Annotated in this window: 23 protein-coding genes; 9 read left to right on the plus strand and 14 right to left on the minus strand. The window is 77.2% G+C overall.

Annotated elements, in window-relative coordinates; genetic code table 11:
• Window positions 1-2: 2 nt before the first annotated feature.
• From KVT14_RS00070 to KVT14_RS00105, 8 genes are all read right to left on the minus strand, one after another.
• Window positions 3-581, minus strand: a complete 579-nt coding sequence (locus KVT14_RS00070; protein WP_308160767.1) for a DUF177 domain-containing protein — start codon at window positions 579-581, stop codon at window positions 3-5.
• 147 nt (window positions 582-728) lie between these two features.
• The gene (locus tag KVT14_RS00075) at window positions 729-1,229 is read right to left on the minus strand and encodes a hypothetical protein (RefSeq protein WP_217613793.1); all 501 of its coding nucleotides are present in this window, start codon (window positions 1,227-1,229) and stop codon (window positions 729-731) included.
• Window positions 1,226-1,729 carry a pantetheine-phosphate adenylyltransferase gene (coaD, locus tag KVT14_RS00080; protein WP_217613794.1) on the minus strand — a complete coding sequence of 168 codons (504 nt, stop codon included), beginning with the start codon at window positions 1,727-1,729 and terminating at the stop codon, window positions 1,226-1,228. Before coaD ends, KVT14_RS00075 begins: the two co-directional genes overlap by 4 nt.
• Before the next feature lie 18 nt (window positions 1,730-1,747).
• On the minus strand, window positions 1,748-2,356 hold the full coding sequence (gene rsmD, locus KVT14_RS00085) for a 16S rRNA (guanine(966)-N(2))-methyltransferase RsmD (protein ID WP_217613795.1): 609 nt from the start codon (window positions 2,354-2,356) through the stop codon (window positions 1,748-1,750).
• Window positions 2,353-4,023: a DUF6297 family protein gene (locus KVT14_RS00090; protein ID WP_308160768.1), complete on the minus strand. Its 1,671-nt coding sequence runs from the start codon at window positions 4,021-4,023 to the stop codon at window positions 2,353-2,355. The genes rsmD and KVT14_RS00090 overlap by 4 nt, the downstream gene beginning before the upstream one ends.
• The gene (locus KVT14_RS00095; RefSeq protein ID WP_217613796.1) at window positions 4,020-4,712 is read right to left on the minus strand and encodes an ABC transporter ATP-binding protein; all 693 of its coding nucleotides are present in this window, start codon (window positions 4,710-4,712) and stop codon (window positions 4,020-4,022) included. Before KVT14_RS00095 ends, KVT14_RS00090 begins: the two co-directional genes overlap by 4 nt.
• 55 nt (window positions 4,713-4,767) lie before the next feature.
• Window positions 4,768-7,014 (minus strand): ATP-dependent DNA helicase RecG, encoded by a 2,247-nt coding sequence (locus KVT14_RS00100; protein WP_308160769.1) that lies wholly within the window; start codon window positions 7,012-7,014, stop codon window positions 4,768-4,770.
• Window positions 7,011-8,474 carry a DAK2 domain-containing protein gene (locus tag KVT14_RS00105; protein ID WP_217613797.1) on the minus strand — a complete coding sequence of 488 codons (1,464 nt, stop codon included), beginning with the start codon at window positions 8,472-8,474 and terminating at the stop codon, window positions 7,011-7,013. The genes KVT14_RS00100 and KVT14_RS00105 overlap by 4 nt, the downstream gene beginning before the upstream one ends.
• A gap of 353 nt (window positions 8,475-8,827) precedes the next feature.
• Here KVT14_RS00105 and rpmB point away from each other — a divergent pair, with 353 nt between their 5' ends.
• The 4 genes from rpmB (at window position 8,828) to KVT14_RS00125 (ending at window position 10,492) form a co-directional block, all read left to right on the plus strand.
• Window positions 8,828-9,019 carry a 50S ribosomal protein L28 gene (gene rpmB, locus KVT14_RS00110; RefSeq protein ID WP_135974635.1) on the plus strand — a complete coding sequence of 64 codons (192 nt, stop codon included), beginning with the start codon at window positions 8,828-8,830 and terminating at the stop codon, window positions 9,017-9,019.
• 132 nt (window positions 9,020-9,151) lie between these two features.
• Window positions 9,152-9,673, plus strand: coding sequence for a GNAT family N-acetyltransferase (locus KVT14_RS00115; protein WP_147796046.1), 522 nt, complete (start codon window positions 9,152-9,154; stop codon window positions 9,671-9,673).
• A 280-nt stretch (window positions 9,674-9,953) separates the two neighbouring features.
• On the plus strand, window positions 9,954-10,229 hold the full coding sequence (locus KVT14_RS00120; RefSeq protein WP_217613798.1) for a type II toxin-antitoxin system Phd/YefM family antitoxin: 276 nt from the start codon (window positions 9,954-9,956) through the stop codon (window positions 10,227-10,229).
• A complete protein-coding gene (locus tag KVT14_RS00125) occupies window positions 10,226-10,492 on the plus strand; it encodes a type II toxin-antitoxin system RelE/ParE family toxin (protein ID WP_217613799.1) in 267 nt (88 codons plus the stop codon). Before KVT14_RS00120 ends, KVT14_RS00125 begins: the two co-directional genes overlap by 4 nt.
• Window positions 10,493-10,556: 64 nt before the next feature.
• Here the strand turns inward: KVT14_RS00125 and KVT14_RS00130 are convergent, their stop codons facing one another.
• On the minus strand, window positions 10,557-11,576 hold the full coding sequence (locus KVT14_RS00130) for a thiamine-phosphate kinase (protein ID WP_308160770.1): 1,020 nt from the start codon (window positions 11,574-11,576) through the stop codon (window positions 10,557-10,559).
• Between the two features lie 246 nt (window positions 11,577-11,822).
• Between KVT14_RS00130 and KVT14_RS00135 the strand changes: the two genes are divergently transcribed.
• Complete coding sequence (locus tag KVT14_RS00135) at window positions 11,823-12,485, plus strand: DUF3515 family protein (RefSeq protein ID WP_217613800.1); 663 nt, start codon at window positions 11,823-11,825, stop codon at window positions 12,483-12,485.
• A 33-nt stretch (window positions 12,486-12,518) separates the two neighbouring features.
• On the opposite strand, the gene KVT14_RS00140 is transcribed toward KVT14_RS00135, so the two are convergent.
• Complete coding sequence (locus KVT14_RS00140; RefSeq protein ID WP_217613801.1) at window positions 12,519-13,673, minus strand: D-alanine--D-alanine ligase family protein; 1,155 nt, start codon at window positions 13,671-13,673, stop codon at window positions 12,519-12,521.
• Between the two features lie 70 nt (window positions 13,674-13,743).
• On the opposite strand from KVT14_RS00140, the gene KVT14_RS00145 reads away from it, so the two are divergent.
• On the plus strand, window positions 13,744-14,910 hold the full coding sequence (locus tag KVT14_RS00145; RefSeq protein ID WP_308160771.1) for a PLP-dependent transferase: 1,167 nt from the start codon (window positions 13,744-13,746) through the stop codon (window positions 14,908-14,910).
• A 5-nt stretch (window positions 14,911-14,915) separates the two neighbouring features.
• Here the strand turns inward: KVT14_RS00145 and KVT14_RS00150 are convergent, their stop codons facing one another.
• Both KVT14_RS00150 and KVT14_RS00155 read right to left on the minus strand, forming a co-directional pair.
• Window positions 14,916-15,917, minus strand: a complete 1,002-nt coding sequence (locus tag KVT14_RS00150) for an NAD(P)H-dependent glycerol-3-phosphate dehydrogenase (RefSeq protein WP_217613802.1) — start codon at window positions 15,915-15,917, stop codon at window positions 14,916-14,918.
• Window positions 15,914-16,642: a 1-acyl-sn-glycerol-3-phosphate acyltransferase gene (locus KVT14_RS00155; protein ID WP_217613803.1), complete on the minus strand. Its 729-nt coding sequence runs from the start codon at window positions 16,640-16,642 to the stop codon at window positions 15,914-15,916. Before KVT14_RS00155 ends, KVT14_RS00150 begins: the two co-directional genes overlap by 4 nt.
• Before the next feature lie 351 nt (window positions 16,643-16,993).
• Between KVT14_RS00155 and KVT14_RS23335 the strand changes: the two genes are divergently transcribed.
• Genes KVT14_RS23335 through KVT14_RS00170 form a run of 3 tightly spaced genes read left to right on the plus strand, consistent with a single transcriptional unit; the run spans window position 16,994 to window position 19,002 of the window.
• Window positions 16,994-18,007, plus strand: coding sequence for an ANTAR domain-containing protein (locus KVT14_RS23335; protein ID WP_217613804.1), 1,014 nt, complete (start codon window positions 16,994-16,996; stop codon window positions 18,005-18,007).
• 25 nt (window positions 18,008-18,032) lie between these two features.
• Window positions 18,033-18,206 carry a hypothetical protein gene (locus KVT14_RS00165; RefSeq protein WP_217613805.1) on the plus strand — a complete coding sequence of 58 codons (174 nt, stop codon included), beginning with the start codon at window positions 18,033-18,035 and terminating at the stop codon, window positions 18,204-18,206.
• A 4-nt stretch (window positions 18,207-18,210) separates the two neighbouring features.
• Entirely contained in the window at window positions 18,211-19,002 is a 792-nt protein-coding gene (locus tag KVT14_RS00170; RefSeq protein ID WP_217613806.1) for an ANTAR domain-containing protein, read from the plus strand.
• A 272-nt stretch (window positions 19,003-19,274) separates the two neighbouring features.
• Here KVT14_RS00170 and KVT14_RS00175 read toward each other — a convergent pair whose 3' ends face one another.
• Window positions 19,275-20,267, minus strand: coding sequence for a LacI family DNA-binding transcriptional regulator (locus KVT14_RS00175; protein WP_217613807.1), 993 nt, complete (start codon window positions 20,265-20,267; stop codon window positions 19,275-19,277).
• A complete protein-coding gene (locus tag KVT14_RS00180) occupies window positions 20,264-21,325 on the minus strand; it encodes a glycoside hydrolase family 43 protein (protein WP_308160772.1) in 1,062 nt (353 codons plus the stop codon). Before KVT14_RS00180 ends, KVT14_RS00175 begins: the two co-directional genes overlap by 4 nt.
• Between the last annotated feature and the right edge of the window lie 3 nt (window positions 21,326-21,328).

Genomic DNA, 21,328 nt, shown 5'->3' on the forward strand with positions numbered 1-21,328 from the left:
GGCTAGCTCTCTCTCTTCTCGTCAAGCGTGCTCTGCAGACCACCGAGGGCGGCCCACCGAGGATCAAGGGTCTCATGGGAATGCTGCGGGTCGTCCGCGAGGTGCGCCCCGCAGATGGAGCACAGCCCGGGGCAGTCGTCCCGGCACAACGGCTGGAACGGTAGCGCAGTCACGACCGCGTCCCGAACCAGGGGCTCCACGTCGACCAGGTCGCCGTCGAGCTCGGGGAGGTCCTCCTCGTCGTCACCGCTGTCCTTCGCGGCCTCCGCGCGACCGGGGTAGACGAACAGCTCCTGGACGCGGACGTCGAGATCCTCGACCACCTCGTCCAGGCAGCGCACGCACTCCCCGACCGCCCGGGCCCGCACGGAGCCGGAGACGAACACCCCCTCCATGACGGCCTCGAGCTGGACGTCCAGCTCGACGTCGTCGCCGACGGGGACGCCGATCACGTCGGTACCGAGGTCCTCGGGAGCCGGCACCGTGGCGTGGGCACGACGCATCGATCCCGGACGTCGGCCGAGCTCGTGGGTGTCGAGCACGAACGGCGAGCGGGGATCGAGGTGGTTGGCGCGCTCCACGGTCCCTGTTCCTGTCGTGAGGGGTCTCGGTCACCGCCATGACCGGCAGGACCAACGGACGATCTTACGGCACGGGTCGCCCTCCGCCCAATCGCCCGGCGGGCGGCCTGGGTCACACCCGCCGGCACATCCGGCGGGCGGCGCAGGTCAGCCCTCGCCGTCCTCCAGCCGGTCCGCGAGCTTCGCCCGCCCGGCCTGCACCTGCGTCAGCACCTTGCCGAGGTCGATCTCGAAGTCGGCGAGCCGGCGGTCGCAGTAGTCGTCGGCGTCCCGGCGCAGCCCCCGGGCGGTCTCCTCGGCGTCCTGGACGATCTGCGCGGCCCGCTCGGTCGCCTGCGCGACGACGGACTCCTGCTCGACCAGCTCGGCCGCCCGGCGGCGCGCGGCCGCCTCGATCCGCTCGGCGTCCGCGCGCGCGGCGGCCCGCTCGGCGTCCGCGGCGGCCAGCACCTCGTCGGCGCGCCCGATCTGCGAGGGCAGCGCCGCGCGGGCCTGGTCCACCAGGTCCAGCAGCTCGGCGCGGCTCACGAGCACCGAGGCCGACATCGGCACGGCGCGCGCGGCCTGGACCGCCTGCTCCAGGGCGTCCAGGACGGCCGTGAGGCCCTCGTGGCGGGGCTGGGACCCGGTGCTGCTCTGCTCGGTCATGCGCGGCTCCCGTCGGCCGTCGTGGGGGTGCTCAGCGCCGCCCGGACGGCGGCGGCCACCGCCGGCGTCACCAGGTCGTCGATCGGGCCGCCGTGCCGCGCCACGTCCTTCACCAGCGACGAGGCGACGTGCGACAGCGACGGGTCGCCGACGACGAACGCCGTCTCGACGCCCGACAGGTGCCGGTTCATCAGGGCCATGGGCAGCTCGGCGTCGAAGTCCGCGCCGCCGCGCAGGCCCTTGACGACGAGGTCGGCCCCGAGCGCCCGGAGCTCGTCGGCCAGCAGGCCGGACGAAGACGCCACGCGCACGCCCGGGAGGTCGGCGACGGCGTCCTCGATCAGCGCCACGCGGGCGTCGACGTCGAGCAGCGGCCGCTTGGCGGCGTTGCGCGCGACGAGCACGACCACCTCGTCGGCGAGACGCCGGGCGCGGCGCACCACGTCCAGGTGGCCGAGCGTGAAGGGGTCGAAGGAGCCGGGGCAGACCGCGAGAACCACGCGCCCCAACCTACGCCGTCAGGCCGGGGCGTCCTCGTCGACGGGGCCGCCGGGCGCGTCGGCCGGCTCGTCGTCGACCGGGCTGCGCGCGCCGAGGTGCACCGCGGTGTCGCCGTACGTCCGGGTGTCGAACCCGTGCATCGCGGTCGGCCAGGGCGGCGGGCCGCTGCGCGTCGACCGCTCGACGACCACCACCGACTCGACCGTCAGCGCCGGCACCAGCGCGGCCAGCACCTCGGCCAGCGTGGCGTCGGGGACGTCGTACGGGGGGTCCAGCAGCACCAGGTCCCACGGCTCGGCGGGCCGCGCGACGTAGGCCTCGACCCGCTCGCGCACGACGTCCACCCGGTCGCGCAGGCCCAGCGCCGCGACGTTCTTCCGGCACACCTCGGCGGCGGCCTTGCCCCACTCGACGAGCACGACGTGCGCCGCCCCGCGGCTCGCCGCCTCCAGGCCGAGGGCGCCCGAGCCGGCGTAGCCGTCCAGCACCCGCGCGTCCTCGACGGCGTCCAGGTGCTCGAGCCGGGAGAACAGCGCCTCCCGCACCCGCTCGCTCGTCGGGCGGGTCCCCGACGGCGGCACCGCGAGCGTGCGCCCGCCGACCGACCCCGCGACGATCCGGGTCACCGGCCGGCCCGCTTCTTCTCGGCCTCGGCGGTCTCCTGCATGTCCGTCATGCGCTCCATCATCGTCTTGGTGCTGGTGCTGGACCCGACGGCCAGCGCGATCGCCGAGACGGCGGCCTGGACGACCACGACCTGCGGCAGCACCGTGCCGAGCGCGACCGACAGCACCACGGGCACCATGCCGAGCACCGCGACGTCCGGGCCGCGGGCCAGCACGGCCGCGACGCCGCCGGGCAGCGCGCCCATCGGCGTCGCCACCAGCGGGCCCTCCCAGTTGGGCGACGGCCGGTACGCGGCGCGCAGCGCGGCGCCCGCCCACACCGGGGCCGACACGACGCCGAGCAGCAGCCAGGGCCCGACCTCGCCCTCCCAGCGGCCGACCGCCGCGAAGGCCGCGGCCGACCAGAGCAGCATCGCCACGCCCGGCACGATCAGCCGCGCGCGGCGGACCGCCTTGGCGGACATCGGCAGCAGCCGGTCGACGATCGGCGCCATCTCGGCGCGGCGCGCGCCCTCCCCCGTCGCCAGCATCCCGACGTAGCCGCTGACCAGCACCGCGAGGATCACCCCGAGCACCCCCGCGAGCTGCGGCGTGATGACGACGACCACCGGCACCAGCGCCGACACGACGAGCTGCACGAGGTGCCGCGGCGAGCGCAGCAGCACCGTCACGTCCGCGACCACCACCGCCGACACCGGGCCTCGGACGAGCCGCATCCGGCGCACCCGGCGCCGCCGCGGGCGCGCGGCCGAATCCGACAGCGCCCGGCCGAGCTCCCGCGAGTCCATGGACACCAGCGCGCCGGCGGCCTGGGTGGCGACCGAGCCGCTCTCCCGCAGGTCGCGGCCGCGGATCCGGCCGAGCCGGGTGTCGAGCCACCACCACGCGCCGGCCACCGCCACCGCGAGCACGACCAGGACCCACCCGGCGACGTCCGGCAGCGCGGCGACCCGCCAGCCCGCGAGCGCCGCGACGAGCGCGAGCACCGGCGCCACGCCGATCACCGCGTCGCCCGCGAGCGCCGTCACCCGGCGCGGCACCCCGCGGCTCTGCAGGTGCCCGGCCAGCAGCGCCAGCCCGGCGCACACCAGCGCGGCCGTGCCGCCCAGCCGCAGGACGTGGCCGAGGCCGTGGTCCGCGAGCAGCCCGCCGTCCAGGAGCGCGAGCACCACCCCGCCGATCAGGCCGGACGCGATCGGCAGCCGGAGCGAGGCCGGGCGGAGCAGGCCGCGGCGGTCCACCGGCATCCCGAGCCACCACGTCGCCTCGGCGCCGCCCGCGCCCACGGGTCCGAGGCGCGCGCTGAGGGACAGCACCACGCCCGCGACGACGAACGCCGCGACAGCGACGACCGTCGGCAGGCTGATCCCGGAGCGCAGCGCCTCGTCGGGCACGTGCGGCAGCGTCGAGCGGAGCTGCCCGGCGAGGCCGAGGGCGACGCCCAGGCCGATCGCCGTCATGACCACCGCGTAGTAGACGTCGCCCAGCACCTCGCCGATGCCCGCGCCCGACCGGCGCTTGGCGACCTGCGCGGTATACCGGCGGATCGAGCGGGCGCCCGGGACCGGCGTCCGGCCCTGCGTCGGGGCGACGGCGGGCTCGGGGACGTCGTCCCAGCCGGCCGCGGGTGCGGGGGCGTCGTCGGCGGTGGCGGCGAACTCGCTCACAGCACGCCCGGCCGCAGCGCCTCGACGGCGTCCGCGGTGCTGAGCAGGCGCGAGTGGTCGTCCGCGACGAGCACCGCGCGGTCCGCCACGACGCGCAGCAGCTCGGGGTCGTGCGTCGCCAGCAGCACCGAGCCGCCCGCGCGCTTCTCGTCGACCAGCCGCTGCGCCAGGTGGTCGCGCATCGCGACGTCCAGGCGCTGCTCCGGCTCGTCGAGCACCAGCAGCGACCGCGGGCGCACGAGCCCGGCCGCCAGCAGCAGGCGCCGGCGCTGGCCCGAGGACAGCGCGACCGGCAGCGCCGCGGCGTGCTCGGTCAGCCCGAACTCGCCCAGCAGCTCGTCCACCACCGCGTCCGCGCCCTGCACCCCGTGCCCGCGGGCCGTGAGGTACAGGTGCTCGGCGACCGTCAGCGCCGGGAAGTACGCGTCGTCGTCCAGCACGCTCGACACCCGGGTGCGGAACCCGACGTCGCGCTCGTCCACGGCGCGGCCCAGCACCTCCACCCGGCCGCCGACCGGCTCCAGCAGGCCGAGCACGGCGCGCAGCACCGTCGACTTGCCCGAGCCGTTCGCGCCGACGAGCGCGAGGGCCTTCCCGGGAGGGAGGGTGAACGAGACCGGGGCGCACACGGGCTCCCCGCCGTACCCGACGAGGAGATCGACGGCACGGATCACGGGCTGCTTCGACACGGGCAGCAGCGTACGCACCGTGGCTGGTGCCTCCGCCGGGACCGACGGCCCGCGGTCAGGTCCGGTCGAGGAACTCCTCGCGCTCCCCCGCCAGCATCCGCTGGATCGCCTCGGCGAGCGCCGGGTGCTCGCGCAGGTCCGGGTCCGCGTCGACGAGCTCGCGCGCCGCGACCCGGGCCCGCTCGATCACGTCGGCGTGCTCCGTGACCTGGAGCAGCCGGAGCGACGAGCTCCCGCCGGACTGCGCGGCCCCGAGCACGTCGCCCTCCCGGCGCAGCGCCAGGTCCACCGCCGCGAGCGCGAACCCGTCGCGGGTCTCCGCCAGCGTGCCGAGCCGGGTCGCCGCGTCGGTGCCTTCCGGGGCGTCCGCGACCAGCAGGCAGACGCCGGGCTTCGCGCCGCGGCCGATCCGCCCGCGGAGCTGGTGCAGCTGCGAGATGCCGAACCGGTCCGCGTCGAGCACCACCATCACGGTGGCGTCCGGCACGTCGACGCCGACCTCGATGACGGTCGTCGACACCAGCACCGGCACCGCGCCCGAGGCGAAGTCCGCGAGCGCCCGGTCCTTGTCCTCGGGGGTCATCCGGCCGTGCAGCTCCCCGACCGCGACGCCACGCAGCGCGGGCGTACCGCGCAGCTGCTCCGCGACCTCCAGCACCGCGTGCAGCGGGCGCTGCGGGCGGGCGTCCTCGTCCTCCGGCGGGTCGTCGGCCACCAGGTCCGCGCCGTCGACGTCGGCCTTCTTCGCGTCGCCGTCGATCCGCGCGCACACCACGTAGGCCCGGCCGCCGCGGTCGACCTCCTCGCGGATGCGCTGCCACGTGCGCTCGAGCCAGGCGGGCTTGTCCGCCGGGACCACGTGCGTCACGACGTCCGCGCGGCCCTTCGGCACCTCGCGCAGCGTCGACGTCTCGAGGTCGCCGAACACCGTCATCGCGACCGTGCGCGGGATCGGCGTCGCCGTCATCACGAGCAGGTGCGGCACGCCGCCCGCCTTGGCGCGCAGCACGTCCCGCTGCTCCACGCCGAACCGGTGCTGCTCGTCCACCACCACCAGCCCGAGGTCCGCGAACTGCACGTGCTCGGACAGCAGCGCGTGCGTGCCGACCACGATCCCCGCGGCCCCGCCCGCGATCTCCCCGAGCGCCCGCCGCCGGGCCGCCGAGCCCTGCGAGCCGGTCAGCAGCGCCACCCGCGTCGCCACCTCCGCGCCGCCCAGCATCCCGGCCTCCGCCAGGTCGCCCAGCAGGGCCTGCAGCGTCCGGGCGTGCTGCGCCGCGAGCACCTCGGTCGGGGCGAGCAGCGCCGCCTGCCCGCCGGCGTCGACCACCTGGAGCATCGCGCGCGCCGCCACCACCGTCTTGCCGGAGCCGACCTCGCCCTGCAGCAGGCGCTGCATCGGGCTGCCGGCCGCGAGCTCCGCGGCGATCTGCGCGCCGATCTCCCGCTGGCCGCCCGTCAGCTCGAACGGCAGCCGCGCGTCGAACGCGTCCAGCAGCCCGCCCGCGCGCGCCGGCCGGGCGACCGCCGCCTGCGCGGCGAACCGGGCCTTGCGGCGGGCGAGCTCGGCCTGCAGGACGAACGCCTCCTCGAACCGCAGTCGCGCCACCGCCCGGTCCTTCTCCGTGTCGTCGAGCGGGTGGTGCACCCCCTGGAGCGCGTCCACGATCCCCGGCATCCCGCCGCGCACCTCGTCGGGCAGCGGGTCCGGGATGTCGGCCGGGGTGAGCAGGCGGCGCACCATCTCGACCGCGGAGACCACCGTCTCGTTCCGCAGGCCCGCGGTCAGGCCGTAGACCGGCCGGGGCCGCCGCGACTCGATCAGGCGCTGGGCCTCGTCCTCGAACGACATCGGGTCGTCGACCTCGAACTCGGGGTGCAGGAGCTGGAGCTGCCCGCGGTACTCCTTGACCGTGCCCGAGAACAGGCCGGTCACGCCCGGCTTGAGCTGCTGCTCGAAGTGCCGCAGCGCGCCGGGGTGCTTGGCGAACCACGTCAGGAGCAGGGTCTGCGGACCGTTCCGCACCACCACCTCGAGGATCACGCCGCCCCGCGAGCGCATCGTGCGCGTCGTCGAGCGGTCGACCACGGCGTCCACTGTCACGTGCTCCCCGACGCGCAGGTGCCCGATGGTCGCCGGATCACCCCAGTGGGACCACCGGCGGGGGTAGTAGCGCAGCAGGTCGCCGACCGTGCGCAGCCCGAGCTTGGCGAGCTTCTTGGCGGCGCCCGGGACGTACGTGCCGAGGTCCTGGTCCAGGTACGGCGGCGGCTGCACGACCGCGTCGTGGGGGACGGTCACGGGCGCGCCTCCGTCGGGGTCGTGGGGGTGGTGGGGGTGGTGGGGGTCGGGGTGGTCGGGGTCGGGGTGGTGGGGGCCGCAGGCGTCGCGGGGTCGCCCGTGCTCGTGGGGACCGGGTCCGTCGCGGGGACCGCGAGGGCGGCGAGCGAGGCGAGCACCCCCGCGTCGTCGGACGCCCCGGCCGGGACGACCCACCCGGGGTCGAGGGCGGCGGCGTCGAGCCGGTCCCCGGGCAGCACGACGACCGACCCCTGCCCGGCGGCCCTCGCCGCCCTGGCGTCGTCCGCCGCGTGCACCGGGACCTGCGCCTCCTGGGTCGCCCGGCGCACGGCGTCGCGGGCCTCCCCGGCGGGCGTCCCGTCCGGCAGCAGCACGGCGACCGCGCCGTCGTCCGCGAGCGCGGCGGCGACCGCGCCCGAGCCGGTGCACGCGACCACGGGCCGCGCCGGGCCGAGCAGCGTCCGCACCGTCGCCGTCCAGCGCGCGCCGGAGGTTCCCAGGGCCGCCGCGGCGTCGGCGGGCGCGGGCGCGTGCACGTGCGCCGTCACGAGCCCGTCCCCGGGCACCACCGCGACCGCGTCGCCGACCGCGGCCAGTGCATCCGCGAGCCCGCGGGCGACCCGCTCGGCGCCGCCGGCGTACCCGTCGACCCGCAGCAGCGCGACGACCTCGTAGCCGTGCGCGTCGGCGGCCCCCTCGGCCCCGGCACCCGCCGGCTCCGCGGCGTCGTGGGCGTGCAGCCACGCGACGTCCACGGGCCCGGCCGAGCCCGCGAGGGCGGCGGCCAGGGCGTCGAGCAGCACCAGCAGGGCGCAGGCCCCGGCGTCGACGACCCGGGCCGAGCGCAGCACCGGGTGCCCCGCGCTGATCCGCGCGAGGTCCGCACGCCCCGCGGCCAGGCCCGCGCCGAGCGCCGCCGCCTCGCCCTGGCCCGGCACCGCGGTCTCGCCCTCGCCCGGCGCCGCCGTCTCGGCCTCCCCCGGCGCCGCCGCCTCACCCTCGCCCGGCGCAGCCGCCTCACCCTCGCCCGGCGCCGCCGCCCGCCGCGCCGCGTCGGCCACCACGGCGGCGACTGTCAGCACCGTCCCGTCCTCCGGCTCGGCCACCGCCGAGCGCGCCGCCGCCGCGGCGGCCGCCAGCGCGTCCGGCAGCGGCGCGGACGCCGCGCCGGCCAGCCCACCGAGGTACCGGCTGAGGATCACCCCGGAGTTGCCGCGCGCCGACAGCAGCGCCCCGCGCGCGAGTGCCCGGAGCACCGTCGCCCCGTCGGCGCCGGCGGGCAGCGCCGCGACGTCGTCGGCCGCCCCGCGCACCGTGAGGAGCACGTTCGTCCCCGTGTCGCCGTCGGGCACCGGGAAGACGTTCACCGCGTCGATCCGCTCGCGCGCCGCCTCCAGCGCGGGCACCGCGCGGCCCAGCCAGTCGCGCAGCACGTCGCCGTCCCCGAGTCGCCCAGCCACGTCCGCGCGCAGTCCTCTCGTCGTCCCGGTCGCCCGTCCGGCACCCGGCCCGCCGACGACCGCGCGGGCCGCTCGCCCGCGCGTCCCCTACTCTGCCGCACGCGACCCACAGGACCCCGGTCGTCCCCAGCCCGGGCCCTGCTGCCGGTCCGCCCGCGAGGTGTGACGGACGTCGTTTTGAGGGTCACGGCAGTCGTGGGCTAGTCTTGTCCGGTTGCCTGGCCACTGCCGGGCACGGGTGTGCCCCTCGGAACGGTCCTCGGACCGCCGGTGCGGGCCCCACCGACCAACCAGGACTTGCCGCCCGGGGCTCCCTCCCGAGCGGCGTGCAATGACCGGATCAGGAGAAGACCGTGGCTGCCAACTGCGACGTCTGCGCCAAGGGCCCGAGCTTCGGGCACAGCATCTCGCACTCGCACGTGCGCACCAAGCGCCGCTGGAACCCGAACATCCAGCGCGTGCGCGTGGTGGTCGCGGGCACCCCGAAGCGCCTCAACGTCTGCACCTCGTGCCTCAAGGCCGGCAAGGTCCAGCGCGCCGTCTGAGCGACGTCTCTCGAAGGCCCGTGCGGTTCGTCCGCGCGGGCCTTCGTGCTGCCCGGGGGCGATCCGGGCCGACCACCGGGCGACCGGGCGAACGGCCTGTGGCGGCGCCGTCGGGTGTGGCACGCTGAGCGTATGAGCGAGCAGCGCCGCGAGCACACGGTCCGGCCCGCCGAGCCCCGGGACGCCGCCGGCATCGCCGCCGTGCACGTCCGGACGTGGCAGCACGCGTACGCGGGCCTCGTCCCCGACAGCTACCTGTCGTCCCTCGACGTCGACCGGCGCACCGAGGTCTGGCAGCGCGACCTCGCGCACGGGAGCCGGCTGCGCGCGTGGGTCGCGACCCTCGAGCCCGAGGAGGTCGTCGGGTTCATCTCCCTCGGCCCCGCCCTCGACGAGGACGCCGAGCGCTCCGCGCTGCAGGTGTACGCCCTCTACCTCGACCACGGGATGTGGGGCTCCGGCGTCGCGCGCGAGCTGCTGCGCACCGCCATGCAGGACGTCCCGCCGCGCATCCCCGTCACGCTCTGGGTGTTCGCCGACAACGAGCGCGCCCGGCACTTCTACCGCCGGCACGGCTTCCAGCCCGACGGCACCGAGCGCACCGAGGACGTCGGCGGCGCCGACCTGCTCGAGGTCCGCTACCGCCGGCGCTGACCCACCGGGCCGGACGGCGGTCTGCGCCGACGAGGCCGGCGCCGCGATCCGCACAGGCGACGGGCCCGCGGTCCTGGGCGGGCACCGAGTCCTCCACAGCCCGCGTTGCTGCGCGCCGTCCCCAGGCGGCCGGCCGGCCGAGGCTCGCACCGCGGCCATCAGCCCTAGCGTCGCAGCATGCGCGATGACGTGAACGACCACAGGAGGAGCCCGGCTCGCTCCGGCTCCACCCACGACTGCCCCTGCCCGACGACGCCGCCACGGACTAGAATCTTGGTCTATGGAGCAGACCTCGCTGTCGGACGCCAAGGCGCACCTGAGCGCGTACGCCGCGGACGTCGTGCGGACGCACAACCGCATCTCGATCACCCGCAACGGCCGCCGCGAGCTGGTCCTCATGAGCGCCGACGACCTCGATGCGCTCGAGGAGACGCTGGACGTCCTCCGGGACGAGCGGCTCGTCCGGGAGCTGCGCGAGGCCCGGCGGGAGCTGGCCGACGGCCTCGTCTCCTTCGAGCGACCGGTGTGGACCGGTCCGCCGACCGACCTCCCGTGAGCTACGAGATCGGCTGGCTGCCCACCAGCCGGAGGGCCCTCGACCGGCTCCCCGAGCACGCGGCGACCGCTGCGATCGAGTTCGTCCACGGACCTCTGCGCGAGAACCCCTACCGGGTCGGCAAGCGGCTGCGCGCGCCGCTGGACGACACCCACTCCGCCCGCCGTGGCGCGTACCGCGTGCTGTACATGATCGACGAGCAGGCCGGGACCGTCGTGATCACGAGCGTCGAGCACCGCCGCGACGCGTACCGCCCGCACTGACCGCCGGTACCGCGCGACGGCGCCCGGCGCGCTGCGGTCGGCGGCTCGGCCACTGCCCGGTCGGCTAGCGCCGGAAGTGCTCCCAACCGGTCGCGACCACCGGCCGCGTGCCGCCGACGAGCACCGTGCCCGCGACGCCGTCCGCGTCCGCACCGGCCTCGGCCACCACGCCGATCCGCCGGAACCCCTCCGGCAGCGCGGCCGCCGCGGGAAACGTCGCGAGCAGGCCGTGGTCCTCGCCCCCGCCCAGCACCCAGCCGACCGGGTCGGTGCCGAGGACGGCGGCGGCCACGGCCAGGGCGTCGATGTCGTCGCCGAGCGCGTCCGCCGGGTCGTCGAGGTCCAGCACGACGCCGCTCGCCGCGGCCAGCCGCTCGCCGTCGCGCAGCAGCCCGTCCGAGACGTCGAGCATCGCGGTGGCGCCACCTGCCGCGGCGGCCGGGCCCGCCGCGAGGGGCGGCTGCGGGCGGCGGTGCACGGCGACGACCGCCGCGTCGGCGTCCGCTCGCCCGGCGTCGAGGAGCGCGAGCCCCGCGGCCGAGCGGCCCACCGTCCCCGCGAGCGCGACGACGTCCCCGGGCCGGGCGCCGGAGCGCAGGACCGGGTCGGCCCCCGCGAGGTCGCCGTGCACGGTCACCGCCACGACGACGGACGCACCCCCGGACAGGTCACCGCCGACGACGCCGGCCCCGACGGTCGCGCACGCCGCGCCGAGCCCGCGCGCCAGGCCCTCGACCCACGCGACGGGCAGGTCGCCGGGGACGACCAGCGAGACGACGATCGCGGTCGGCCGGGCGCCCATCGCGGCGACGTCGGCGAGGTTCTGCATGGCGGCGCGCCAGCCGACGTCCTCGCCGGTGGACCACGCGCGCCGGAAGTGCCGGTCCTCGACGAGGACGTCGGTCGAGACGACGAACCGACCGTCCGGGGCGGCGAGGACGGCGGCGTCGTCCCCCGGCCCGAGCAGCGTGCGGTCGCCGGCGGGCAGGTGCGGGAAGATCCGCGCGAGCAGGCCGTCCTCGGACAGCTCCGCCACGGTGGGGCCGGCGGCGTCGGGCAGGTCGGGGGCGGCGCGGTCGGTCACGCCCGCCACGGTAGCGCCCGCGGCGCCGGCGCCGGCCGCCAGGGCTCTCCCGCGCGACCGGCGCCCGCTCCCGCCCGCACCCCCCCGCGCGGCCGCAGTACGGCGCGCAGCCGACCCCGAGTGAGCAACCGACACGTCGAGTGCCTATCCGCTGGGTAGGCACTCGACGTGTCGGTTACCCCCTCGGCGCGGAAGCCCCGCGTCCCGGTTCCGGACCGGCGCCCGCGCCGGGTTACCGTGGCTCCCGTGAGCCCCTCCCCCCGCCGTCGCCCCGCCCGCACCGCCGCCGGGACGGCCGCGCTGGTGCTGGCCGGCGTCCCGCTGCTCGCGGGGTGCGCGTCGACCGTCGGGGTCGCGGTGGCCCCCGACGCGGCGGACCCGGCGTGCGCGCGGGTGGTGCTGGCGCTGCCCGAGCAGCTCGGCGACGGGCTGGACGAGCTCCGCACGACGAGCCAGGCGACCTGGGCGTGGGGCGACCCGACGGACCCGGTGACGCTGCGCTGCGGCGTGGCGGTGCCCGGCCCGACGACCGAGCAGTGCGTGACGATGGAGACGGCGAGCGGCACCAGCATCGACTGGCTCGTGCGGGCCGACGCGGAGCCCGCGGACCCCGGCGCCGACCCCGACGACGCCGACGACGACGCCGGCACCGACGCAGCCGACCCGGCGGCCTCCGCCGACCCGACGGCCGACCCCGGCGCGACGGCCGACCCCGCCGCGGACCCGTCGTCCGGCACCGATGCCCTGCTCGACCCCGGCTCGTCCGACTGGACGTTCGTGACCTACGGCCGCGACCCCGCGGTGGAGGTGCACGTCCCGGCCGCGGTGGTCGCGGAGCGGTCGACGTCGTTCCTGGACGCGCTCAGCCCCGCGATCGCCCAGGTCGAGGCGACGCGCGCCTGCCTCTGACGCCTGCGGGCGACCCCAGCACGCGCGAACGCGTCAGCGCAGCCCGGTCGGCCGCTCGAGCGCGAGCTGCAGCAGCTCGTCCAGCAGGTCGGCGTAGGACAGCCCGCTCTGCTGCCACATGCGGGGGTACATCGAGAACGGCGTGAACCCGGGCATGGTGTTGATCTCGTTGACGACCACCTCGCCGCCGGGCGTGACGAACACGTCGACCCGCCCGAGACCCTCGCCGTCGACGGCCTCGAAGGTCCGCACGGCGACGTCCTGCACGCGGGCGATGACGTCCTCGGGCAGGTCGGCGGGGCAGGACAGCTGGACGGCGGCCTCGTCGAGGTACTTGGCCTCGAAGTCGTAGAACCCGTGGGTCGCGTCGGTCACGACGATCTCGCCCGGCAGGGACGCCCGGGGGCGCGCGCCCCCGCGGCCGCCGAGGACGGCGCACTCGATCTCGCGCCCGACGATGCCGGCCTCGACCACGACCTTCGGGTCGTGCTCCTGGGCGGCGGCGACGGCGGCGGGCAGGTCGGCGGGGTCGACGACCCGGGTGATGCCGATGCTGGACCCGGCGCGGGCCGGCTTGACGAACAGCGGCAGCCCGAGCGCGGCGATCCGGGCGCGGACGCCGTCGCGGTCGGTCTCCAGGTCGTCGCCGCGCAGGGTGACGAACGGCCCGACGGGCAGCCCGGCGCCGGCGAGGACGATCTTCATGAAGTGCTTGTCCATGCCGACCGCGGAGGCGAGCACGCCTGCGCCGACGTAGCGGACGTCGGCGAGCTCCAGCATGCCCTGGAGCGTGCCGTCCTCGCCGAAAGGCCCGTGCAGCAGCGGCAGGACGACGTCCACGGCGCCGAGGTCCACGGCGGGCGACCCGGGCTCGATGACCTGCAGCTCGCGCGAGCCGACCTCCTGCGGGAGCAGGACCTGCTCGGGGACGGCCTCGACCTCGGGCAGCCGGCCGTCCACGATGGCCCAGCGGTCCGGGTCGTCGGCGACGCGCACCCACCGGCCCTGGGGGGTGATGCCGATCGGCAGCACGTCGTACCGCTCCCGGTCGATCGCGCGGAGCACGGCCCCGGCGGTGGCGCACGAGATGGCGTGCTCGCTGGAGCGCCCCCCGAACAGCACGAGCACCCGGGGGCGGCTGGCGGCGGACGCGGCGGGCCCGGACACGGGCTCAGGGAGGCTGGACATCGCCCGGCAGCCTAGCCGCTGGGTGGGACGGGACCGTCGACGCCGCGCGCGTGCGCGTAGCCTGCGGCCCGTGACCCCGCACGAGCACGACGCCGACCTGTCCCGCGAGACCCTCGCCGTGACGGCGGGCCGCCCCGCCCGCGCGCAGGGCGCCCCCGTGAACCCCCCGGTGGTGCTGTCCTCGACGTACGTGTCGCAGGGCGTGCCGCAGCCCGGCGAGATGATGTACGCCCGCGGCGACACCGAGACGTGGGGCCCTTTCGAGGCGACCCTCGGCGCCCTGGAGGGCTCGGCGCACCCGGCGCTGGTGCTCGGCTCCGGCATGGCCGCGATCGCCGCGGCGCTGTCGCTCGTCCCGCACGGCGGCCGGCTGGTCCTCCCCCGGCACGCGTACCAGGTGACGCTGGGCTACGCCCGCGACCTGGCGGAGCGCTCCGACGTCGAGGTGCAGCAGGTCGACATCGCGGACACGGACGCCGTCGTCGCGGCGCTGGACCCGGCCGCGTCCCCCACGGGCCGCGCCACGTCGCTGCTGTGGGTGGAGTCGCCGACCAACCCGATGCTCGAGGTGGCGGACCTGCCGGCGCTGGTCGCCGCGGGCCACGCCGCCGGCGCGCTGGTGGCGGTGGACAACACGTTCGCGACGCCGCTGGTGCAGCGCCCGCTGGAGCACGGGGCGGACGTCGTCGTGCACTCGGTGACCAAGTACCTCGCAGGCCACAGCGACGTCGTGCTCGGCGCGGTGCTCACCGACGACGCGGCCCTCCGGGAGAAGCTGCACGGCTACCGCACGGTGCACGGCGCGATCGCCGGCCCGTTCGAGGTCTACCTGGCCCTGCGCGGCATCCGCACCCTCGCCCTGCGCGTCGAGCGCTCGCAGCGCACCGCCCTCGACCTGGCCCGGCGGCTGGCCGAGCATCCCGGCGTCGTGGAGGTGCGGCACCCCGGCCTCCCCGGCGACCCCGGCCACGAGCGCGCCACCGCGCAGATGGCGGGCTACGGCTCGATCATCGGGCTGCGTCCCGCGGGCGGGGCGGCCGGTGCGGACGCGCTCGTCGCCGCGCTGCGGCTCTGGGTGCCGGCGACGAGCCTCGGCGGCGTGGAGTCGAGCATCGAGCGCCGCCGCCGGTTCGCCACCGAGTCGCCCACGGTCCCGGAGGACCTGCTGCGGCTGAGCGTCGGCATCGAGGACGTCGAGGACCTCTGGCGGGACCTGGACCGCGCGCTGCGCGGCTGACGGGGCTAGACGCCCTCGGCCTTGCGGGGCCGCCCGAGCAGCAGGGGCGCGAGCGCGTCGACGGGCAGCCCCTCGTGCAGCACCTGGACGACGGCGGCGGTGATCGGCATCTCGACGCCCACCCGCTCGGCCAGGTCGAGCACGGACCGGGACGACTTCACGCCCTCGGCGGTGCCGCCGGTCGCCGCCACGGCCTCGTCGAGCGACAGCCCGCGGCCGACGGCCAGGCCCAGCCGGTGGTTCCGCGAGTCGGGCGAGGCGCAGGTCGCCATCAGGTCGCCCATGCCCGCCAGCCCCGGGAAGGTCTCGGCCTTCGCGTCGAGCGCCAGGCCGAGCCGCGTGATCTCGACCAGGCCCCGCGTGATCACGGTCGCCATCGTGTTGTAGCCGAGCCCGCGTCCCTGGGAGATGCCCACGGCCAGCGCGATGACGTTCTTCACGGCGCCGCACAGCTCGACGCCCACGACGTCGTCGTTGGTGTACGGCCGGAAGTACGCCGACGCGCACGCGGCCGCGACGCGCTCGGCGGTGCCCGCGTCCGCCGAGGCCACGACGGTGGCGGTCGGCTGGCGGGCGGCGATCTCGGCGGCCAGGTTCGGACCGGACAGCACGGCGAGGCGCTCGGCCGGCAGGCCCAGGGCCTCGCCCATGACCTCGCTCATCCGCCGGTCGGTGGCGAGCTCGACGCCCTTCATCAGCGACACGGCGACCGCGCCCGGCGCGAGCGCGTCGGCGAGCGGGGTCAGCACGGCGCGCGCGGACTGGGACGGCACGGCGACCGCGACGACGTCCGCCCCGGCGACGGCGGCGGCCGGGTCGGCCTCCCCCGTCACCCGCTCGGGCAGGTCGATCCCGGGCAGGTAGCGCTCGTTGCGGTGGTCGCGGGCGATGGCCTCGCACACCGCGGCGTCGCGGCCCCAGACGGTGACGTCGCACCCCGCGTCGGCGAGGACGGCGGCGAACGTGGTGCCCCAGGCGCCGGCCCCGAGGACGGCGGCGCGGGTCACGTGAGGTCCGTCGTCGCGCCGCCCGGGCGCCGCATGTCGTACGGCTGCGCCGGGGGCGTCCCGCCTCGCACGTCCGCGAGCAGCGCGGTGATCGCGGCCATGACGCGAGCGGTGGCCTCGCGGAGGGTCGCGGCGTCGAGCGGCCGGTCGTAGAGGTCGGACAGGTCGACCGGGGGGCCGGCGACGACCGTGACCTTCTTCGGCGGGATCGGCTTGAAGACCTTCTTGTACCGCCCGAGCAGGTCCTGGGCGCCCCACTGGGCGATCGGGACGACGGGCACGCGCGCGGTCAGCGCCAGGCGGGCGACGCCGGTCTTGGCCACCATCGGCCACAGGTCGGGGTCGCGGGTCAGCGTGCCCTCCGGGAACACCGCGACGCACTCGCCCTCCGCGAGGGCGGCCTCGGCGGCGCGCAGCGAGTCGCCCGCCTTCGAGGTGTTCCGGTAGACGGGGATCTGCCCCGACGTGCGCAGCACCCAGCCGAGGACCGGCACGCCGAACAGCGACGACTTCGCGAGGATCTTCGGCGCCACCCCGTTGTCGTAGAGGTAGTGCGCGAACGTCACCGGGTCGACGTTGGTCATGTGGTTCCCGGCGGCGATGAACCCGGTGCCGGCCGGCAGGTGCTCGGCGCCTCGCCAGTCACGCCGCGTGATCGCGTACAGCACGGGGCGCAGCACGCGGGCGATGTTGCGGTAGGACCGGTTCGCACGGGGGGGATGCACGGGAGCCGATGCTACCCGGAGGGGCCGCGGGACCCGCCGAGCACCCGGCCCGCGTGACGGGGGCCCGGCGCGACGGGGAGCCCAGAGTAGGGCGCGGGGCCGCGAGCGCAACCGGGGACGCAGGGCCGACGTGCGCCGGGCGCTCCGATTTGGCACTATCGACCCCGGTCCCCTCGGCTCACCCCCCAGGGCCTCCGCGCATCGTTGGGACGAAGCGAGCTGCGCGAGAAACCTGGTGCGACGTGCGCGAACGTCGTCGCACCTCGGCTTCGGAGCACCACATTGTCCGTTTCCTCTCGTCCCTCGACCACGTCGACGCAGCCGCGGTCGGTCGCCCCGGGGACCTTCCACGTGCTCGGGGAGGGCGACTCGCTCGCCTGGTCCGAGCCGGTCTACCGGCTGCACGGCTTCGAGCCCGGCGACGTCGTCCCCTCGACCGCCCTGATGCTGGCGCACTGCCACCGCGAGGACCGCGCCGCCCTGGAGGCGGTGCTCCGCGCGGCGCCCGTCCCCGGCGGGGACGGCAGCAGCGTCCGCTACCGCCTCCTGGACACCGCCGGCACCGAGCGCTCGGTGCTCGCCGTGCTGGCGCCGGGCGTCGACCCGCGGCACGGCCACCGCTCGGCGGACGGCGACGGCCGACCCGCGCCCGACCACGACGGGGCTCCGGCCGCGGACGGCGCCGTGCACGACGGCCGGCCGGCCGAGCGGCTCGGGATGCTGATCGACCTCGGCGCGGAGATCGGCGCGAGCGCCGCCCGCCGCGCGGACGACATGCTCGCCGCGGCGATCGCCTCCCGCGAGGTCATCGACCAGGCCAAGGGCGCGGCGATGCTCGCCTACGGCCTGGACGGCGAGGCGGCGTTCGAGTTCCTGCGCTGGCACTCCGAGCACCTCAACGTGAAGGTCCGGGGCGTCGCGGAGCGCCTGCTCCGGTCCCTGCCCGGCCGGCCCGCCGACCGCGACCCCCGGGACGTCCTGGACGCCGCCCTCGCCGACCTCGGCGTCGTGCCGGGCACGGCGCGCGACCTGACAGGTCACGGCGACGGCCCGACGCTCCCGGCGTCCCTGACGGTCCGGCACGTCACCGAGGGCCGCGCGGTGGTCGCGCACCTCGAGGGCGAGGTCGACGCCGCGACGGCCCCGACGCTGGTCGCCGGGCTGAGCGAGGCGCTGAAGGCCGTCCCGCCGCGCGGGACGCTCGTCGTCGACGGCTCGGGCCTGCTGCGGCTCGGACCGGTGGCCGCGCTGCACATCGCCCGGCTGCGTCGGCGCGCCGAGAACGCGGGCGTCCAGCTCCGGGTCGTCCCGCTCCGGGACGGCCGCCCCGGGATGCGCGCGGAGGTCGCCGGCACGAGCATGTGAGGGACCCGGAACGAGGAGGACCCGCATGACCCAGGACCCGGACGAGCGCCCCGACGGCCTCCTGCCCGACGGCGACCCCGACGACCGGGCGGAGCAGAGCACACCGGGCTCCGACGGCGACGGACCCGAGGCGGGCTACACGGACCCGGGAAGCGCGGACGACGCGCCGGAGGGTGACGCGCCCGCGGACGGGCGCTGAGGCGGTGAGCGCCGTGGTCGAGCCCGGCACCCCCGACGACCCCGTGCAGGTCACGGGGTCGGAGGCGTGGCGTGCCGGGGCTCTCGACGAGATCCAGGAGCTCCTGGTCTCGTCGGTGCCCGTCGACTCCCTGCTCGACGCCATCGTCGGGCACGCCGCCCGGCGCGCCGGCGGCTCGGCCGCGATCACCGTCCGGCTCGGTCGCACGTCGGCCGTGGCGGCGGCGTCGGACGCGCTCGCCGCGGCGTGCGACCGCGCGGAGCAGGAGGCCGGCGAGGGACCGTGCCTGGACGCCTCCCGCGAGCAGCGCCGGATCACCGTCCCCGACGTCCACGACGACCCGCGGTGGCCCGCGTGGCGGGAGGCGACGCTCGCGGCGGGGTTCTGCGCCACGGCCGCGCTCCCGGCCGCCCGGCACGCCGAGGTCGACGTCGATCTCGCGATCGACCTGTACCGCCCGGAGCCGGGCGAGTGGGGCGAGGACGTCCTCGGGGACGTCGCCCGGTTCGCGGACGACGCCGCCCGGGCGGTCGCGGTGGCGGCGCGCGCCCAGGAGCAGCGTCGCACCAACGAGGACCTGCGCAGCGCGATGGCGGCCCGCGCCGTCATCGACCAGGCGCTCGGGGTGGTCATGGCCCAGAACCGGTGCGGGCCCGAGGAGGCGTTCGCCATCCTCCGTCGGGCCTCGCAGACCCGGAACCAGAAGATGCGCGACCTCGCCGCCGCGATGGTCGCGTCGGTCTCCGGCCAGGAGCCGCAAAGCCCGCACGACTTCCAGGAGCGCCCGCGCCGCTGACCCGCCGGGGCCGCTGCTGGGGGTGCGGCCTCCCGTGGCTGCGCCGGCGCCGGACCTCCGCCGGACGGGACGAGGCCGCGGTCGGCGCGTCCCCCTGCGGCGCGCCGACCGCGGCGCTGTCCGGAGGGGCGCCACCCGTGCCGCCGCGTCGGGCGTCGGGCCGCTGCCTCGGGGCGTCCCCGGCCCCGGACTCGTGATCCGGGCCGTCGCTGGACCCGCGCCCCACGCTAGGGACATCCGCGCGGGTCGCAACCCGGGAGCAGGCGCCGCCCCTACCCGACCGTGCTCGCGCGGACCCGCACCCGGAACGGGACGACGACCTGCGCCGGTGCGACGGCCGGGTCCTCCACCCGCCGCACCAGCAGTCGCACCGCCTCGCGGGCGAGCAGCCCGAGGTCCGGCGCGACGGACGAGAGGCCCGCGTACCGGGACTCCTCGACGTCGTCGAACCCCGCGACCGCGACGTCGTCCGGGACCGCCAGGCCCGCGGCGCGCAGGGCGTGCCACGCGCCGAGCGCGAGCAGGTCGTTGAAGCAGAGCACCGCGTCGGGTCGCACCCCGGCGGCGAGCAGCTCGCGCACCGCCCGGACGCCGTCGTCGCGCCGGTAGGCGCCCACGCGGGGCACCAGGGCCTCGTCGGGCGCGAGGCCGGCGGCGGCGAGCGCCTCGACGTGCCCGCGCCACCGCTCGCCGCCCGTGCTGCCCGGCTCCTGGCGGCCGAGCACCGCGATCCGCCGCCGCCCCGTGGCCAGCAGGTGCTCGGTCAGCTCGCGCGCGGCGCGGACGCTGTCCATCGCGACGTGGTCGGCCCCGACGTCGTAGCGGTGCTCGCCGAGCATGACGATCGGGGTGCGCCCGATCCGCCGGACCACCGCCTCGCGCGGCGTGACCAGCGGCGACAGGATCACCCCGTCGACCAGCCGTGAGGTGAGGTCCACCAGCGCGACGCGCTCCCCCTCGAGGTCGCCGCGCGTCTCCTCGATCACCAGGACGCGGCCGTGCTCCTTCGCCGCCCGGCCCGCCGCGGACGCGAGCGCCGCGAAGTACGGCGAGGTGAGCTCGGGCACCGCCAGCGCGAGGATCCCCGACCGGCCGTGCCGCAGGCTGCGCGCGGTCTGGTTGGGCCGGTACCCGAGCAGCTCGATGGCCGCGAGCACCCGCGCCCGCGTCACCTCGCTGACGTGCGGGTGGCCGTTCACGACGTTCGACACGGTCTTGAACGACACCCCGGCCCGCGCGGCCACGTCCCGCAGCGTCACGGTCACGGGTGCCGGCCCACCGGGACCGCGGGCCCGTCCAGCACGGGTACGCCGTCCGCGTCCCAGTCCAGCGGGGTCAGCCACACCTGCCGGCCCGGGAAGGTCGAGCCCACCGCGTCCGGCGGCCAGGCGTGGTGCACGTACCAGGTCGCCCCGTCGTCGGCCGTCACGACGCACCCGTGCCCGGGTCCCGCCGCCTCGGGCGACGAGCGCATGAGCGGCTCGTCCCGCGGCTTGGTCCACGGCCCCGTGAGCGCGTCGGCGACCGCCCAGCCGACGCCGTAGTCCGCGGACCCGTAGTCGTTGGCCGAGTAGAGCAGGTGGTACCGCCCGTCGCGCGCGACCACGGTCGGGCCTTCCACGAGGTGCCCCTCCCACGGCTGGTCGTGCGTGATCAGGTCCACCGGTCCGTCGCCCACGAGCGCGGACCCGTCCGGGCTCAGCTGCTGGACCCGGATCCAGGACCGCACGCCGACGTGGTTGCCGTCGTTCTTCCACAGCAGGTACGGCGTGCCGTCGAGGTCGACGAACGGCGAGGCGTCGATGGACCCGCCCTCCGCGTGCTCGCAGACGAACGGGGCCGCGGCCTCGTCGACGAACGGGCCCGCCGGGTGGTCCGCGAACGCGACGCCCACGCACTGCTGCTGGGTCCCGCGCTCCATCGCGGTGTAGTACGCGACGTACCGCCCGCCGAGCTCGACCACCTCCGGCGCCCAGTGCCGCCCCGCGCCGGACCACGGGGCCAGCACCGGCATCCCGTCGCCGACCACCTCCCAGTGGACGAGGTCGTCGGAGCGCAGGACCGGCAGGGTGCCGATCCGCCCCTGGGTGCCGTACGCGTACCAGGCGCCCTCGGCGCGCAGCACGAAGGGGTCGGGCAGGTTGCCGTCGTAGACGGGGTTGGTGAAGGCCACGTCGGTCTCCTCGCTGGTCGCAGGGGTGGGGTCGGGCTCCGGTCCGGGCGCTCCGCCGCAGCCGGCCAGGGCGGCCGCGAGCGCGAGCGTCGTCGCCGCGACCCCCGCCCGCACCGCCCCGCCGACCCCCGGGCGTCGGCCCCGTCGCACGCC

It is taken from the genome of Cellulomonas sp. GbtcB1 (assembly GCF_019091725.1).
Classification (GTDB): domain Bacteria; phylum Actinomycetota; class Actinomycetes; order Actinomycetales; family Cellulomonadaceae; genus Cellulomonas.

Coding starts and splice junctions, on each gene's coding strand:
- KVT14_RS00075 (WP_217613793.1), bottom strand. CDS start 1,229: ATGACCGAGCAGAGCAGCACCGGGTCCCAGCCCCGCCACGAGGGCCTC.
- KVT14_RS00115 (WP_147796046.1), top strand. CDS start 9,152: ATGAGCGAGCAGCGCCGCGAGCACACGGTCCGGCCCGCCGAGCCCCGG.
- KVT14_RS00140 (WP_217613801.1), bottom strand. CDS start 13,673: ATGTCCAGCCTCCCTGAGCCCGTGTCCGGGCCCGCCGCGTCCGCCGCC.
- KVT14_RS00165 (WP_217613805.1), top strand. CDS start 18,033: ATGACCCAGGACCCGGACGAGCGCCCCGACGGCCTCCTGCCCGACGGC.
- KVT14_RS00120 (WP_217613798.1), top strand. CDS start 9,954: ATGGAGCAGACCTCGCTGTCGGACGCCAAGGCGCACCTGAGCGCGTAC.